General features: G+C 37.4%; 16 protein-coding genes. 13 read left to right on the plus strand and 3 right to left on the minus strand.

What is annotated here, in order from left to right:
* Positions 1-16: 16 nt before the first annotated feature.
* A complete protein-coding gene (locus tag H5157_RS01370) occupies positions 17-2,494 on the minus strand; it encodes a PilZ domain-containing protein (RefSeq protein WP_182723974.1) in 2,478 nt (825 codons plus the stop codon).
* A gap of 364 nt (positions 2,495-2,858) precedes the next feature.
* On the opposite strand from H5157_RS01370, the gene radA reads away from it, so the two are divergent.
* Both radA and H5157_RS01380 read left to right on the plus strand, forming a co-directional pair.
* The gene (radA, locus tag H5157_RS01375; RefSeq protein ID WP_002958769.1) at positions 2,859-4,244 is read left to right on the plus strand and encodes a DNA repair protein RadA; all 1,386 of its coding nucleotides are present in this window, start codon (positions 2,859-2,861) and stop codon (positions 4,242-4,244) included.
* Between the two features lie 75 nt (positions 4,245-4,319).
* On the plus strand, positions 4,320-5,252 hold the full coding sequence (locus tag H5157_RS01380) for a hypothetical protein (RefSeq protein ID WP_002958768.1): 933 nt from the start codon (positions 4,320-4,322) through the stop codon (positions 5,250-5,252).
* 53 nt (positions 5,253-5,305) lie between these two features.
* Here the strand turns inward: H5157_RS01380 and argE are convergent, their stop codons facing one another.
* Positions 5,306-6,454 carry an acetylornithine deacetylase gene (argE, locus tag H5157_RS01385; protein ID WP_182723975.1) on the minus strand — a complete coding sequence of 383 codons (1,149 nt, stop codon included), beginning with the start codon at positions 6,452-6,454 and terminating at the stop codon, positions 5,306-5,308.
* 224 nt (positions 6,455-6,678) lie between these two features.
* Here argE and argC point away from each other — a divergent pair, with 224 nt between their 5' ends.
* The 10 genes from argC (at position 6,679) to H5157_RS01435 (ending at position 15,611) form a co-directional block, all read left to right on the plus strand.
* Positions 6,679-7,689: an N-acetyl-gamma-glutamyl-phosphate reductase gene (gene argC / locus H5157_RS01390; protein ID WP_024596072.1), complete on the plus strand. Its 1,011-nt coding sequence runs from the start codon at positions 6,679-6,681 to the stop codon at positions 7,687-7,689.
* Positions 7,690-8,457: an acetylglutamate kinase gene (gene argB / locus H5157_RS01395; RefSeq protein WP_002958765.1), complete on the plus strand. Its 768-nt coding sequence runs from the start codon at positions 7,690-7,692 to the stop codon at positions 8,455-8,457.
* Between the two features lie 7 nt (positions 8,458-8,464).
* Positions 8,465-9,397, plus strand: coding sequence for an ornithine carbamoyltransferase (locus H5157_RS01400; RefSeq protein WP_002958764.1), 933 nt, complete (start codon positions 8,465-8,467; stop codon positions 9,395-9,397).
* Complete coding sequence (locus H5157_RS01405) at positions 9,394-10,596, plus strand: argininosuccinate synthase (RefSeq protein ID WP_007377844.1); 1,203 nt, start codon at positions 9,394-9,396, stop codon at positions 10,594-10,596. Before H5157_RS01400 ends, H5157_RS01405 begins: the two co-directional genes overlap by 4 nt.
* 51 nt (positions 10,597-10,647) lie before the next feature.
* Positions 10,648-12,513: an argininosuccinate lyase gene (gene argH / locus H5157_RS01410; RefSeq protein WP_149602222.1), complete on the plus strand. Its 1,866-nt coding sequence runs from the start codon at positions 10,648-10,650 to the stop codon at positions 12,511-12,513.
* A 259-nt stretch (positions 12,514-12,772) separates the two neighbouring features.
* Complete coding sequence (locus H5157_RS01415) at positions 12,773-12,976, plus strand: hypothetical protein (RefSeq protein WP_165727584.1); 204 nt, start codon at positions 12,773-12,775, stop codon at positions 12,974-12,976.
* A 14-nt stretch (positions 12,977-12,990) separates the two neighbouring features.
* Entirely contained in the window at positions 12,991-13,524 is a 534-nt protein-coding gene (locus tag H5157_RS01420) for a hypothetical protein (protein WP_182196481.1), read from the plus strand.
* A 26-nt stretch (positions 13,525-13,550) separates the two neighbouring features.
* Positions 13,551-13,988, plus strand: a complete 438-nt coding sequence (locus H5157_RS01425; RefSeq protein ID WP_259399336.1) for a hypothetical protein — start codon at positions 13,551-13,553, stop codon at positions 13,986-13,988.
* 500 nt (positions 13,989-14,488) lie between these two features.
* Positions 14,489-15,001 carry a hypothetical protein gene (locus H5157_RS01430; protein ID WP_182723977.1) on the plus strand — a complete coding sequence of 171 codons (513 nt, stop codon included), beginning with the start codon at positions 14,489-14,491 and terminating at the stop codon, positions 14,999-15,001.
* A 103-nt stretch (positions 15,002-15,104) separates the two neighbouring features.
* Positions 15,105-15,611, plus strand: coding sequence for a hypothetical protein (locus H5157_RS01435; RefSeq protein ID WP_154903485.1), 507 nt, complete (start codon positions 15,105-15,107; stop codon positions 15,609-15,611).
* 35 nt (positions 15,612-15,646) lie between these two features.
* Here H5157_RS01435 and coaD read toward each other — a convergent pair whose 3' ends face one another.
* The gene (coaD, locus tag H5157_RS01440; RefSeq protein ID WP_024595945.1) at positions 15,647-16,138 is read right to left on the minus strand and encodes a pantetheine-phosphate adenylyltransferase; all 492 of its coding nucleotides are present in this window, start codon (positions 16,136-16,138) and stop codon (positions 15,647-15,649) included.
* A gap of 198 nt (positions 16,139-16,336) precedes the next feature.
* Here coaD and H5157_RS01445 point away from each other — a divergent pair, with 198 nt between their 5' ends.
* Positions 16,337-16,990: a TetR/AcrR family transcriptional regulator gene (locus tag H5157_RS01445; RefSeq protein ID WP_182723978.1), complete on the plus strand. Its 654-nt coding sequence runs from the start codon at positions 16,337-16,339 to the stop codon at positions 16,988-16,990.
* The last annotated feature ends 78 nt before the right edge of the window (positions 16,991-17,068 follow it).

Below are 17,068 nucleotides of genomic sequence, written 5' to 3' on the forward strand. Positions count from 1 at the left end.
AATTAAGTTAAACCGCTTAACGTAAGCGGTTTAACCAAATTAGCTTACGGCGGCTCATTTGTGCTACTTGCTCTTTTTTTAGTTCTAAATGGCTTAGCGCTTCTTCAGTTATATCTACTACATCACCTACACCAGCTACGGCCCATAAGGCTTCTTCTAAATCTTTAGCTTTGTGCATTGCGTACTGACTTACGTATTTTAGCTCATTAGAAAGATAATCAGTATCGGGGCGACCTGTGCGCGATATATACAAACGCATTACGAATATAAGTTGCGATGTAATACCTTTACTAATTTGTTTATAAAAGCTTGAGTAGTCTTCACCTAAAGCGCATTGGCTAACAATAGCCTCTTCAATACTGCCTTTTCGAGGATCGAAGTTAATAGCAAGTGTAAAAGCAAGCGGTGCATCTTGGCGGCTGCGATCTTTAATATTTGGTGTTATTACATTAATAATTTGCTCTTCGGTCAGAATGCTCGAAAAGTCAGTTTTGTTACTTAATAAACCAAAGTTTTGCAAAATCACGTGCATAGGGCTGGCGTATAACCCATATCCAATTGCGCCGGTTTTAAAGTGTGCAGCTTCTTTGTGTAAATATAGCGGAAATTGGCAAACGCTTTTTGTAACCATATTTCTAAGTGCGGTAGATAAGCCTTCTACTTTAGGTGTTTCTTCAGATACTTTAAGTTTGTCTTTATTACCTTCTATTAGCTGAGTGAAAAAGGTCACGCCAGCATGGGGTAAATCAGCAATACGATTTGCTTTTAGGTTAATAGTAGTAAATGACTTACTGATGGCCATTACTTCGTACTTTAGTTCACTAAGCTTATGCTTTTTAGTTATTTTTTGAAGTTCAGGGAATGCTAAAAGTACTATATCGCCTTTTTTAAATGTGGCAGGTTGTTCGCACTCTAACTGCAAACCCATTACCGAAAAGTCACGTGTATAGCCGTTAAATACCTCATCATTAATAGTGACACTAACTGGTGTTTTATAAAGATAGCGCTTATGCGAGCGTAAATTTACGTATTCAAGTGGCACAATATCTAAGTAGGGTGGTGTTTTGTGTTTTGCGTGGCCAAAGTGCTTAAGCTGATTTACTAATGCTTTATCAAAAGTAAGTTGTTTATAATTTGCTTGTTCAGCTTTATTGCCAATATTTGTAAGTACAACAATATACTTAACATCTTTTATAAGGCCTTTTACACGAGGTGAAGGCGGCTTATTTAATTTTTCTATATTTTCACCGGCACTATTAGGTAGTGAAAGCGGTATAAAAGAATCATCTGGATGACTTGGCATTACTTGTATTTTAAAGCACTGCCAGCTCTCTTTTTGGCTACCAAAACCTAAAAATAGATCACGTAATTTAGGGTTGTTATTTAACTCTGTACGCGTCGCTGAGTAGTAATAAATTTTACCTGATGATATATGTGTAAATGTATAGAGGTAATCTTCTTTTACTGCGGTAATTTGAGTTAGTAATTGTGTAATACGCTGATGATTAAGTATATTGTACAAACACGGTATTTTTCTTTCATCGGTAAAGTAGCGCTGAATAAAAATATTATTTTCAGTGGTAAGGCTAAGGCTTGGGTAATATTGCTCATCTTTTTTACTTAAAAACACATATAAAGACGTTACGCGAGGAATGTAGTACTGCTCATACCCCTTTGATACTACAGCATCGAGCGTATTATCTAGATTTACTTTATAACGACGCTTATTACCATGAATAAAACTTTCTAAAAAGTCATTAAAGGCATCGTTGTTTTCTATATAAGTGCGCTTTAAGCGGATGTGATTAAATTCACGAGAGATATTTTCTACTGCAACAACTTCGTATTGAATACCGTTTTTTAGGCCAAGTTCAAAGTCTTGCTCAAGGCCTACTAAGCGCATTGCGATGAGTTCGCCTTTTTTTATAGAGTAGCGCGTTGCAAGCTTAACTTTACAACCGCTTAAAGATATATCTGAGGTGCTAGCAGCAATGTTCTTTTTATCTTTGTAATCAATCGTTACTTTTATTGAGTAATTCATTCGCTCTTCACGGCGGCTCTCGTAAGAGGCAAACTTAATTACTTCAGTGTTTAAGTTATTTTCTAACTCTTGTAACTCTGATTTTTCGGCTGCTTGTTTTTGTAATACGCGGTGGTTATTTTCTGTATTCATTACGGCTTCGTAAACAGCTAAGGTGTATTCACCATGTTGTTTAAGCGCTTTTTCAAACACTTCAATGGCTGTGTCATCCATAAAGTGTTGCTTGCCGTTATGCTCATATGGTTTTACTTGGCCTGTCACCAATCCGCGAAGATCAACAAAACGTGCCACTGGCTGAGATAAACGCGACATTTCCATTTTCATTAAAAATTGCTCAGGTTTAGTTAACCCTGCGGTTTTTGATTTGAAAATTAGATCAAATTTAGCGTTGCCTAAATATGTTTTTAACTCATTCACGAGGTCTTCGTGTTTGAGCATTATGTCATCAGCCATTTATAAAACCATCACCGTCTAATTGAAAAAGTAGGTATACTGTTAAGTCCATTTATTAGAAGTTCAATAAACGTTAAATCGCGCTATGTTATTAATATAGGTACAATTATTTGAGTTACTACTGTTTAGCTCTTGTTATGTATGTGTTATTTGCCATTTTATTGGCAAGTTACTTTAAACTATTACAAAGCAAAAAGTATGCCCTAAATTATAGCTAAAAAGAAACACCATGTGTATTTATTGATTGTGACGCTAGATTTTTAAGCAGGCAAGAGTTTGTTGCTAAGTAAATGCCTGAAATGGCCAAATAAGCGCTTAATAGTAAGAATTTTTTTTAATTAAAGAATAGTAGGTAAAGTTATCAATGGCTAAAGCGGCAAAAGTAGAATTTGTTTGTACCGAATGTGGCATGAACTATCAACGTTGGCAGGGTCAATGTCGCTGCGGTGCGTGGAACACATTAGCGGAATTTAAGCCTTCAGCAGGGCACAGTAAAAAAGCATCAATACGAGCAAACGTTGGTGGTTATGCTGGTGGTGTTGGTGGTGGCTCTAAAAAAATCAATGATATTGCTACATCAGAGGCTGAAAAGCAGCTAACTGAAATCGGCGAGCTTGATCGCGTACTAAGCGGCGGGGTGACTACTGGCTCTGTTAATATAATTTCGGGCGATCCGGGGGCAGGTAAGACAACTTTGCTATCTGACTTAGTGGCGAGAATGTCACAGCGGATGCCGTCACTTTACTGTACGGCAGAAGAATCTTTATCGCAGTTTAAAAACAGGGTAAATCGTTTAAAGTTAAACTATAACCCGGACGAGCTTTATTTACTTTCAGAAACGAGCGTTGAAACCATCATCGAAGAGCTCGAGAAAAATAAAATTAAGTTTGCTGTTATTGACTCTATTCAAGCTGTTGTAACCGATACGGCAAATGGTAGCCCAGGTTCGCCTTCGCAGGTAAAAAGCGCCGCCCAAGCATTAACTCAGTACTGTAAGCAAAATGATGTAACCATGTTCATTATTGCTCACGTAAATAAAAATAACGAAATAGCAGGCCCTCAAACACTTGTACATATTGTTGATGCGCTTTTACACATAGATACCAACGATGGGCAAATACGAACCCTTAGGGCAAATAAAAACCGCTTTGGTGATATTGATACTGTTGGCATTTTTAAAATGTGTGAACGTGGAATGTTAAGCGTTGATAATCCAAGTGAAATATTTTTATCGGGTTCAACCACCGACTCACCTGGCTCTACTATTACCTGTATTCGTAAAGGGAATCGTAATTTATTGCTTGAGATTCAATGTTTAACTACCGAAACAGAAGCTGAATTTCCGCAGCGTGTTTGTGTTGGTTTAAATATGAATCGTATAAAAATGCTGACCGGTATATTACGTAAGCATACTAAAACTAAAATATTTCACGATACGTTTTTTAATATTGTGGGTGGTTTAAGAATTGATGAGACAGAAACCTGCATCGATTTAGCATTAGTAACCGCGTTACTTAGCAGTTTAAACGAATTTGTTGTACCTCGTACCACGTGTATTATGGGAGAACTTAGCTTAAACGGCGATGTACGCCCAATAGACAGTGGTGTACCGCGTGTTAAAGAGGCTGCACAACATGGTTTTACAGAAATATATATTCCATTTCGCAATTACCATAAATCGATGGAAGGGCTAGGCGCTAAAATTACCCCTGTAAAAACCGTACATGAGTTACTTAGTTTGATTAATTAACACTTATCGGTGATGTTCTTCAGTGTTACTCTTAAGTTGAGACACTTTATAGAAAGAATTAAATAAGGAAATGACATGAAAAAATTAGTTATAGTTGCAGCTCTTGTGGCCGCAGGCGTGGGTGGTGTTAGTTACGCAAACTACGTAGCAACTCAAGAAGTGCGTGCAGAAGTAGATAAGCAACTTGCTTTAGTAAGCGAGCAAACTGGCGCTACATTTAAATACGCTGGTTTATCGGCAAGTGTTATTTCAAAGAGTGTAGAAATAACAAACATGGAAGTAATAAGCCCTGAAGGTGACAATGTTGCTAATATTCAAAGCATTGAAATAACTGGTTACGAGCCGGATAAAATATCACCACATACATCATTTGATGTAAAAAGCTTTCAGTTTGATAAAAGCTTCGTATCAAAATTACCAGCTGATACAAACGAAATGTTAGCGTCGGCAAGTTACGACTTACATTCATCACTTGATTACGATGAAGAGTCTGGCAATAGTGATGTAGTAGTTAAGCTTGATGCAAAAGACATTGTTAGTTTTAATATGGATATGGGTTTAGCTAATTCAAAAGCGTTAATGGATGCTTCATTGGCTATTAGCAAGGCGCAGCAAGAAGCGGGTGATCAACCGCTGACGTATGAGCAAGAATTACAGCAGCAAACACTTGTTATGCAAGCAATGAGTAAATTAGAGCCGCGTAATGTTAGCTTTGCCTTAAATAACCAGGGTAAATTAAAAGATTTACTCTCAAGCGAGCTTGAAAAGCAAGGTATGACGCTTGAGCAAATGGAAATGACGCTAGAGCAACAGTTACAACAAGCTCCTGTAACTGAAGATATTGCAGAGGCTTTAACTAGCTTTGCGAAAGGTTTAAATTCATTCAGTGTGTCTGCAAAGCTACCTGAAGGTAAAACTATGATGGAAATTAACCAACAAGTTATGATGCTAGTAGGGCAACCTGAAGAGCTAGTTAAGTTTATTAACTTAGAAGTTAAAGGTGATTAGGCCTTAGTTCTGTATTAATAAAGGCGCCAATTGGCGCCTTTATTGTAATCTTATTAGCTAAAGCAATTTGCTTTTATAAGATTAGTGATTATTTGTTGTGATGGTTTTATTTTTTCCATCGCTAAAAATTCATCAGGCTGGTGTGCTTGGTTAATTGAGCCTGGGCCCATTACAATCGTTTCACAACCGAGTTGCTGGATAAACGGCGCTTCAGTGCAGTAATTTACTGCGACCGCTTTTTGCCCCGCTATTTTTTCAGCCATTTTTACTAAAGCACTGTCGGTGCTCCCACTAAATGCCGGTATTGGTTCATGTAAATCAATAACGCTCACCGCATTTGGGTATTGCTGATTTATCTCTTTCGTTGCATCGAGTACTAATGCTTGTAGTTCTTGTACACTTAAACCTGGTAATGGGCGCATATCTATATGCATTTCACAGCAACCACAAATTCTATTCGCGTTATCGCCGCCATGAATATTACCTAAGTTTAATGTTGGATAAGGGATTTCGAAGTGGTTTATTGAATACTTATGCTTTAATTGTTCTTTTAAGATCATCAATTTTGTAATCACTTTATGCATTACTTCAATGGCGTTAAGACCACGTTCGGGATCGGAGCTATGCCCAGAGCGACCAACCACTCTTATTGCTGTACTCATATGGCCTTTGTGCATAAATACTGGCGTCATATCAGTAGGTTCGCCTATTATACAACGCGCAGGTTTTAAATTCGGGTGCTTACATATTTGTTGTGCACCAGCCATCGTTGTTTCTTCGTCGGCGGTGGCAAGGATTAAAATAGGCTGAGTTTGCTGCTTTTCATCAAGTTCACTAATCGCTTGTAATACAAAAGCAAAAAAGCCTTTCATATCAATACTTCCTAGCCCATACAATTTGTTATCGAGTTCGGTAAGTTTAAATGGATTATGATTCCAACGACTGTCATCAAAAGGCACTGTGTCGGTATGACCAGCTAGCATTAATCCGCCATCACCTTCTCCGCGTTTTGCTAATAAATTATAGCGCCCTTTACCTCCTTCTAATTCTATAATTTCACACGTAAAACCGATTGTTTCGCACCAACTGGCTAGGAGTTCAATTACGTTTTTATTGCTCATACACAGGTTGTCTTCAATAGCACTAATAGAAGGGGCTGCAATCAATTGTTGGTACATGGAAATAAACGAAGGCAAAGGCATAAAAAAATCCAAAATTATTATTCAATTTAATTGCATAACAATATAAAAGTATTTATGATGAATATCAATTCACTTTTTAAGCATAAATATATTAAAAGTAACGCCATGAAAATAATGCGACGATAATCAAAATTCATTAATAAAAAAGACTTAATTAGCGTCTAAGCTAGTTTAAGCGAACATTATAGATAAGTAGTAATTAATTTTAAGATAACGAGTAACAAATGAATGTAGTGATTATTGGCGCAAGCGGATACAGCGGCGCAGAGTTAGCAAGTTTAGTTGCTAAGCATCCAAACTTAACTTTAACAGGCTGTTATGTATCTGAGGGTAGCTTAGATAAAAATAAATTGCTAAGTGATTTATACCCAGAGCACCTTGGCTTACTAGACTGCCCTTTACTTCCTCTTAGCGTATCAGCTTTTGATGACATTCAAAGTGATGCTGATTACGTATGCTTATGTACCGATCACAAAGTAAGTGTTGATCTAGCGCCGCAATTTTTAGCTATGGGTAAAAAGGTATTTGATTTATCTGGTGGCTATCGTTTAGCAAGCAATGACGACTACGTTACTTACTATGGTTTTGAGCATCAACATCCAGAGCTTTTAAATGAAGCGGCTTACGGTCTAGCTGAGTGGAACCATGATGCTATCGCTAATGCAAAGCTAATTGCTGTTGCAGGCTGTTACCCAACAGCAGCGCTTAATGCGCTAAAACCGCTTAAGCAAGCAGGCTTATTAAGCAGCGAAAGTATTATTATTAATGCGGTTTCGGGCGTTACAGGCGCAGGGCGTAAAGCCAGTGTAGGAACGCATTTTTGTGAAGTGTCGCTTGCACCTTATGGTTTGTTTAACCATCGCCACGGCCCTGAAATTGAACAACACCTTGGCCACAAAGTGTTGTTTACACCGCATCTAGGTAATTTTCCGCGCGGTATTTTAGAAACTATTTATGTACAGCTTAAGCCAGGCGTTACCAAGGAAAACGTTGCATCGGCTTATCAAGTACTTTCGAGCGAGCCATTAATTCGTTTATTAGGCGATAAAGTACCTTCAATTAAAGGTGTAGCTAAGCAGCCATTTGTTGATATTGGCTGGCAGCAACAAGGAACGCAGTTAATTGTGATGTCTGCTATTGATAACTTATTAAAAGGCGCTGCTGGACAAGCTTTACAGTGTATTAATATTTCTATGAATTTAGATCATACCACTGGTTTAAAAGGAGCGTTTTAAATGAGTAAAAAAACGTGGGTAATTAAACTAGGTGGTGCAGTACTTAATACAGAAAATGCAGCAAAAGCGTTGTTTGATGTATTAAATGAGCAAACAAATGATGAGTTTGTGATTGTACATGGCGGTGGCGCTTTAGTTGATACATGGTTAAAACAAGCGGGTTTTGCCAGTGCTAAACACCAAGGATTACGTATTAGCCCAGCAGAGCAAATGCCTTATATAGTGGGTGCACTCGCAGGTTGCGCTAATAAACAATTAATGACTCAAGCTATTAGTGCAGGGCACAAACCTGTGGGCTTAAGCCTTTTTGAGGCAGGTGTTACTGCCACTCAAAAGCTAAAAGCGCTTTGCTTAGTGGGTAAATGTAAAAGCAACGACGATTCTATTGTTAATGATTTACTTAAAATCGGTCGCCTACCGATTGTTAGCTCTATAGGCTTTGATGAGCAAGGGCTTTGGTACAACGTAAATGCAGATGAAGCAGCAGCGGCTATTGCTAGTAACTTAAATGCTGAGCTTATTTTTATGACGGATGTTGAAGCAGTGCTTGACGAAAATAAACAGCCGTTACATCAACTTGACACAAAACACATTGATACTTTAATTACAAATGGAGTAATTGTGGGCGGGATGGAGGTCAAAGTTAAGACCAGCCTTCACGCTGCCCAACATTTACGACGCGGTGTGTATATTTCCAGCTGGCAAAAGCCAGAAAATTTAACTGCTCTGCTACAAGGCGAGCATGTCGGAACTAAGATTACACCATAGGTTTATTATGTTTGAGAATTTTTTAACGGGTTTAGAGTTAGACCAAGAAGGCGCACTTAATTTATTAAAGTTAGCGCAAGATATAAAAGCAAAACCAGAAAAATACAGCAACGTATTAGCGGGAAAATCAATCGTAACATTGTTTGAAAAACAAAGTTTACGTACTCGCTTATCGTTTGATATAGGTATTAACCGCCTTGGTGGCCATGCAGTTTATTTAGATCAGCAAAATGGCGCTATGGGTGCACGTGAATCAATTAAAGATTTCGCACTTAATATTTCTACTTGGGCCGATGGTATTGTTGCACGCGTAAATCAGCACAGCACATTAACTACATTAGGTGAATACGCATCAGTACCGGTAGTAAATAGTTTGTGTGATTTATACCACCCATGCCAAGCTCTTGCTGATTTTTTAACGCTTCAAGAAGTTCACGGCGATGTGAGCGAGCTTAAAGTGGCTTACTTAGGTGAGGGCAACAATGTAACTCATTCATTAATGCTTTTAGCGGCAACGCTTGGCACTGATTTTGTTGCTGTAACGCCAAAAGGCAGCTCGCCTGATTCGCAAATCCTTAAAAAGGCAGAGCAAATAGCGGCAATGAATGGCGCATCAGTGATGGTAAGTGACCGTGTTGAAGCGGCTGTTGGTGCAAACGTTGTATATGCAGATACTTGGGTATCAATGGGTGATACAACACCGCTTGAGCAAGTTAAAGAAAAATATATGCCTTATCAATTAAATCAGGCATTGCTAGATCAAACAGGTGCAACTACGGTATTACATTGCCAACCGGCACACCGTGAATTTGAAATTACCTCTGAGGTAATGGATGGTCCAGCATCGAAAATTATTCAACAAGCAGAGAATCGCATGCACGCGCAAAATGCTTTGCTAGTTACATTACTAAATCCAAATTTTGTTAAGGAACACCTATGAGTTCAATTAAAAAAGTCGTTTTAGCCTATTCAGGTGGTCTTGATACATCGGCTATCGTGCCATGGTTAAAAGAAAACTACGGTTGTGAAGTTGTTGCGTTTGTAGCGGATGTAGGTCAAGGCGCAGAAGAACTTGAAGGCGTAGAAGCTAAAGCAATCGCTTCAGGTGCTTCAGAATGTTACGTAGTTGATTTAAAAGATGAAATGGTAAGTGATTACATTTATCCAACACTTAAAACGGGCTCGATTTACGAAGGTACTTATTTACTAGGTACGTCTATGGCGCGTCCTATTATTGCTAAAGCACAAGTTGAAATTGCACGTAAAGTAGGTGCTGATGCACTTTCTCATGGTTGTACTGGTAAAGGTAATGACCAAGTTCGTTTTGAATCATGTTTTGCGGCCCTTGCTCCAGATTTAAAAGTAATTGCGCCATGGCGTGAGTGGGACTTATCGAGTCGTGAATCATTACTTGATTACTTAGCAGAGCGTGACATTCCGTGTTCAGCATCTGCTACAAAAATTTATAGCCGTGATGCTAACGCTTGGCATATTTCGCACGAAGGTGGTGAGCTTGAAGATCCATGGTGCCAACCAACTGAGCAAGTATGGACTTGGACTAACTCTCCAGAGCAAGCACCAGATAAATCAGAACTAGTAACTTTAAAAGTTGTTGAAGGCGAAGTGGTTGCTGTAAATGGCGAAGAACTTAAACCATATGACTGTTTAGTTAAATTAAACGATATTGCATCACCTCATGGCGTTGGACGTGTTGATATTGTAGAAAACCGTTTAGTTGGCATGAAGTCACGCGGTTGTTATGAAACACCAGGTGGCACAGTAATTATGGCTGCGCTTCAAGCCATTGACGAGCTAGTGCTTGATAAAGCAAGCCGTAAGTGGAAAGAAGTACTAGGTGGTGAATTTTCACATTTAGTGTATGACGGACGTTGGTTTACACCACTTAAAGATTCTATTTTAGCCGGTGCAGAAGCACTTTCTAAAGTGGCAACAGGTGAAGTGGTACTTAAATTATATAAAGGTCAAGTAACTGCGGTTCAAAAGCAATCACCAAATAGCTTATACAGCGAAGCATTTGCTACATTTGGCGAAGATGATGTGTACGACCAATCACACGCTGAAGGCTTTATTCGTTTATTCTCGCTTTCAAGCAGAATTTCAGCATTGGCTAAAAAGTAAATTATTTATAGCCCCTTATAAAAGGGGCACTACAGGGTTTGGAGAGATTTCATGGCATTATGGGGCGGACGTTTTTCTACGGGTCCAGATGAGGCGTTTAAGCAATTTAACGACTCTCTTCCCTTTGACTACCAGTTAGCAGAGCAAGATATTATTGGCTCTGTGGCATGGGCTGGTGCACTTGAACAGGTAAATGTACTTTCAAGTGATGAGCATACAAAATTAGTTGCTGCATTAAATGAGCTACTTGAAGAAGTTAAAGCTGATCCACAATCAGTTGCTACTTCAGGTGCAGAAGACATTCATTCACATGTTGAAGCTGCTCTCATTGAAAAAGTAGGTGATTTAGCTAAAAAATTACATACAGGCCGAAGCCGTAATGACCAAGTTGCTACCGATTTTAGACTATGGTGCCGTGATACAGCCGATCATTTACTAGATGCCATTGCACAGCTAAAAGGCGAGTTTGTAGCGCTTGCAGAGCGAGAGCTTGGCACAATATTACCAGGTTACACGCATTTACAGCGCGCACAACCAGTATTGTTTAGCCACTGGTGTATGGCGTATGTAGAAATGCTAGAGCGCGATGAAAGCCGCCTGCAAGATGCTAAAGCGCGTATGAATTTTTGCCCATTAGGCAGTGGTGCATTAGCAGGTACAGCTTATCCGATTGATCGCCAAGCATTAGCCCACGGATTAGGTTTTACAGCGGCTACAAAAAATAGTCTTGATGGCGTATCTGATCGTGACTTCGTGTTAGATCTTTTAAGTTGTGCGTCTATTTCGATGATTCACTTATCTCGTATGTCTGAAGATCTGATTTTTTATAATTCGGGTGAAGCCGGATTTATAGAGCTTGCTGATAACGTCACGTCAGGCTCATCGCTCATGCCTCAGAAAAAAAATCCTGATGCACTCGAGCTTATTCGCGGTAAAACCGGACGTGTATTTGGTGCATTTAGCGCTATGATGATGACATTAAAGGCACTGCCACTTGCATACAATAAAGATATGCAAGAAGACAAAGAAGGCCTGTTTGACGCTATGCCAACATGGCTTGCATGTATTCATATGGCGCAAGCATGTATTAAAGGCGTAAAAGTAAATGGCGATAAAACGTTAGCAGCGGCAAAAGGCGGCCACGCTAATGCCACCGAGCTTGCTGATTACTTAGTTGCTAAAGGTGTGCCATTCAGAGAAGGGCATCACATTGTGGGTGTACTTGTACAGCTTGCGATTAGCGAAGGTAAAACGCTTGAGGAGCTATCACTTGAGCAGTACAAATCAGTAAACACTGTATTTGAAGACGATGTTTACCCAGTACTTGAAATTGATGCGTGTATAAAAGCGCGTCAAGCGCTTGGTGGGACGTCTATTGAGCAAGTAACTAATGCTGTTAAAGAAGCCAAAAAAAAACAGCAAATAACGGTACGTGATGCAAATTTAGATGATGTAGAGGCAATAGCCACACTTATACAGCATTGGGCAACGGTAGGCGAAAACCTACCTCGTGCAAAAAGCGATATGGTGCACTCTATTAACGAGTTTGCAGTTACTGAAATAAATGGAAAAGTGTCGGGCTGTGCATCGTTATACATTTACGATACCGGCCTTGCTGAAATACGCTCATTGGGTATAGACCCAAAAAGTAAAGTGACGGGGCAGGGTAGACAGCTTGTAGAGCACCTACTTGCTAAAGCCAAAAAATTGGCACTTAACCGAGTTATTGTATTGACCCGTGTACCCGATTTTTTTGAACAACAACGTTTTACTTTTTGTAGCAAAGACTCTTTGCCTGAAAAAGTAATGAAAGATTGTGAACTTTGCCTTCGTAAAGAAAATTGTGACGAAGTAGCAATGGAATATATTTTGAAGCTAAGTACACGTGCGGAGATCCCGTGTAAATACGTAGCTTAAACTCCCTGGATACAAAAAACGTACGGTTATCCCTGTGCGTTTTTTTATATTTGCAGTAAACTGGTCGGAGTTGTTTGGTTGGGTTATATTTTTTGAGTGAATTTTAATGTGTCAAAAAAAGTTGGCACATTGATTGCTATGTATAAGATAGGTAGCAAAATAGCTATCACTGCTTAAAACAGGTAATGCATTTATCTACATAATAATGTGGTTAAAAGTTGCACCAAATATAATTAAAACTTTTACAAGGATCAATCACATGCAAGTTTCAGCTAATAGCCAATTACAAATGCAAGCATACAACAAAACACAACAATTAAAGCCTGCAATGGAACAAACTGCTAGCCCTAAAACCCTGCAATCTGATACAGTGAGTATCTCTCAAGAGGCTATCTCTGCAGCAAGTAGTGATAGCTTACAGCGCGGTTCTATCATATTGCCAGGTGGTCTCCGCCCTAAGTAATTTTAAGGTTTTTAATGTTTTTAACTGAGTTATTTGGTTTTTTCTCGCTTTCAGCTTTGATAATGTGGGCTTTTCTAATGGCCTTCTTTTTTAATATTTTTGTTTACAGCTTAGATGTTAAAAGAGGCACAACTTTATTACTCAGTTCATTCATTATGATGACTTCATACTCATCATCTGATTATTTTCTTACTTGGCTGTCAATATATAATATTACTTATTTAGATTGGGTTATTTACGATTTGGCTACAATTATATGTTTGTTTATAGCCTTTGCCTTCATTAGAAAAACTTCAGATTCTTTTTTATATTTAATAATAGGTTTGAGCGTAAACTTAGTTTTAACCTTATCAATGCATATTGATATGTTTATTTATGGCAATCAAGAGCCGTGGATATTTTGGGATATTTATACAATATCTGTTTTTATTATTGATTTAACAATGGTTGTAGCTCTTATTGTAGATAGAGACTTTCTCGGTCTTCATAAATTAAAAAATAAAACTCTCAGCTACTTCAAGTCAAACGATACCCATAAAGTAACCTAGCTTAAATGTACGTTACTGAAGCCCTGATGGATTATGTAGAAGCTTTCTCTCAATGGGGCTTTTTAATGGCCTTCTTATATTGTTTAGCCTCCAGTATAAATAAAGAAAATAAATCCTCGGTTTATTTATCTGCGCTTATGCTCTGCTCATATATTTCCAGTGGTTATATAAACTTATTAGAAAGTTTATATTTAAACTGGGCGCTTTATGATTTAATCACAATTTTAGCTCTATTAATTTTAGAGCACTTAAAAGTACTCCAACGTTCTGCAGCCTTTCACTTCATCATCTTTGCGTTAACAACAAATGCTGTACTCACTCTCATAATGCATTATGACCTATACGTTTTATATAACTATGAGCCTTGGTGGTATTGGAGTGTTTATTCTGTTGGCGTTAATATGTTCGATGTTTTAATGATTCTGTCACTAGTATTCAATAAAAATCTCAAAAAAAATGGATAATATTCTAGTTAATCCAGTAATTTCTTTTTACATAGGTGCATTTGTACAGTGGGGCTTTTTAATGGCCTTTTTGTACTCATTAGTTGTAAGTATTAACACACCTAAAAAAGAAGCTGTATGGTTATCATTTGTTATGTCAATTTCTTACTCCTCAAGCCTGTTTATCGATATACAACACATATCGTACCTTGAGCTCTTTTTGTTTGATATAGCAACTATTTTAGCCATCTTTATTTTAAGGTTTTTCATTATTGAAAATCTTATATCGATCTACTTGTTGTTAGGGCTGACTATAAACTCATCATTATTTCTTGGTATGTATATAGATGTGTCAGTTTTTAATAATTATGAACCTTGGTGGTTTTGGTTTTTTTATTCAATTGTTATTAATTTAGCCGACTTTATGATGCTAGCTATATTTTTTATAAACAAAGATTTTTTAGCTTTAGCTGCAATTAAAATATGGTTCCACAATAGTATTATGAAAAGGAATAATAGTAGTGGCTGACATACTTTGGGCTCTGGTAGATTTAGGATATAACGTAGCAATACTATTTACATGGTTCTTCCTAATCGCATTTTTATATAACCTATCAGCGAGTATTAATAAAAATGATAAAAGTAGAACGCATCTTTCATTTATAATGATGGCCTCATATATATCTAGTCTTTTTATGGATCCACTTATTGAAAATCTTCACCTAAATTACTTCTATTATGATCTTGCTACTATTAGCGCCCTGATACTTTGGCGATTTATATATAAAAAATTAGTACCAATTGTTTTCTTCTATTTAATTGTAGGCCTTTTTATTAATGCATGTTTATTCTTAGGTATGCACTACGATATTGAAATTGCAGGTACTCTTTACTATTGGTGGTTTTGGACTGTTTATATTTTTGGAATGTATTTTGTCGACTTTACAATGGCATTGGTATTAATCATCAATAAGGATGTTTTAGGCTTAAACAAGCTTTTAAGGTGTGTTAGAAAGTTAAGTTTGGATCGCTGAGGCAGTATAGCTCAACTTAAAAGAAGAGTGATTTTGTGCCTTTTCTGATGTTGCCGTAATATGTAAAGCGGTATAATAATTTTTTATCTAGTGTTGGAGTAAGATGATTGAGCTACTTTTAAATACAAACATCTCTTTTTATATAGGTGCTTTTGTACAGTGGGGCTTTTTGATGGCTTTTCTATATTCTTTAGTAAGCTCTATAAATAACGCAGATAAAAGCATTGTTTGGCTATCTTTCATCATGGCACTTTCTTACTCTTCTAGTATTTTTATTGATATGGATTCGATAACTTACTTCGATTTTTTCTTATTCGATAGTATTACTCTATTTGTTATTATTTTATCTGGTTTTTTTATAAAAATTAGCGGTGTATACATTTATTTATTATTTGGTTTAGGTATAAACACCTTACTATTTTTTGCAATGTATATAGATAATGATGTTATGCACCATTATGAATTTTGGTGGTTCTGGTGGGTGTACATAGTAGGTATAAATTTTACAGATTTGACCATGGTTTTAGTTTTCTTTATAGGTAAAGATATTTTAAAACTTGCTTGGTTAGAAGGAAAGCTAAATAAAGTGTTTAATAAAAGGGCCTATTAGTAATGGATTTCAGTGCTAACAGGCCTTATTTATTATTAACTGGCACCACAGCCCAATTTAGTTTTTAGCGCTTTGACAATTACAGGGTCTACAAACTCGCTTACATCACCATTGTGACGTGCTACTTCTTTAACAAGCGTTGATGAAATAAATGAATTTCGCTCTGCGGGTGTTAAAAATACACTTTCTAAATCAGGATTCAGGCGGCGGTTCATGTTAGCTAATTGAAATTCATAGTCAAAATCAGATACAGCCCTAATACCACGTATAAGCACATTAGCATTGTGATCGCGCGCAAGGTCAGCCAATAAGCCAGAAAAACCAATGACCTTAACATTATCTAAGTGACTTAAAATAGAGTTTGCAAGTTCAACACGTTCTTCAAGGTTAAAACAGGGTTTTTTACTTGGGTTGTTCGCAACCGCAACTAATACGGTATCAAACATTTTAGCTGCACGTTGAATAAGATCTGTATGACCATTGGTTAGTGGATCAAAGGTGCCTGGGTAAATTGCAATAACTTTCATAATGTTCACTATTTATGATTTTAGCGCTAGTTTAACAGTGTTTATGCCACAAAGCAGCCTAGCTAATAAAGCATATAAACACTTACTTTCTTTGAACAGGTCAGTCCAAGGTTTGAGTGTTTTAATGATTCATATTTGTTTATACTGTTTACCTCTTTTGAGTGTAATGTAGCCTATAGATAATTTGAGTATTAGCATATGAATACCAAGGATAAAATAATACACACCAGTATTTTGTTGTTTAACGAAAATGGTGAGCGAGCAATAACGACAAATCATATTGCATCAAACTTAGGGATGAGCCCGGGTAATCTTTATTATCATTTTAAAAATAAAGAAGACATTATCCGTCATATTTTTGCGCTGTATCGCGATCATTTAAATACTCACTTTAAACCTATTAATAAAGATGATGATGCATTTAATCATTTAACGGCTTATTTAGATTCGTTATTTGAATTAATGTGGCGTTACCATTTTTTTTACGACAATCTTGGCGATATACTCGCCAGAGACACTGAGCTAAAACAAGCTTACATTGATTTTCAGTTAGAGTTATTAGAGCAAGTTCGTAAAATTATTCTAGGTCTTCGCGATAGTGAAATGATTGCTATTGATGAGCAAGATGTCATTGATTTAGCCCATACACTAAAGTTAACTGTTAGCTTTTGGACGCCTTATATTAAGGCTCGTAGGCCAAGCGGTACCCTTGCTGAGCAAGATATATATCACGGTATTTTAAAAGTACTTACATTATTTAGAGCGTACAGTACCGATAAAAGTATTAATAAAATGAACCTATTACGAGAAAAATACACCGAATTAGCGCAACAAGCCCCAACTGTTGTTTAGCCGTTGCCCTTTGGTTGTTTCCTAGACGCTGGATTTTTTGCTATAATCGCGCGCCAAATGCCTGGGAGCGCGAATTCC

Origin of the sequence: Pseudoalteromonas sp. SG43-3 (assembly GCF_014164385.1) — a bacterium.
GTDB classification, from domain to species: domain Bacteria; phylum Pseudomonadota; class Gammaproteobacteria; order Enterobacterales; family Alteromonadaceae; genus Pseudoalteromonas; species Pseudoalteromonas distincta.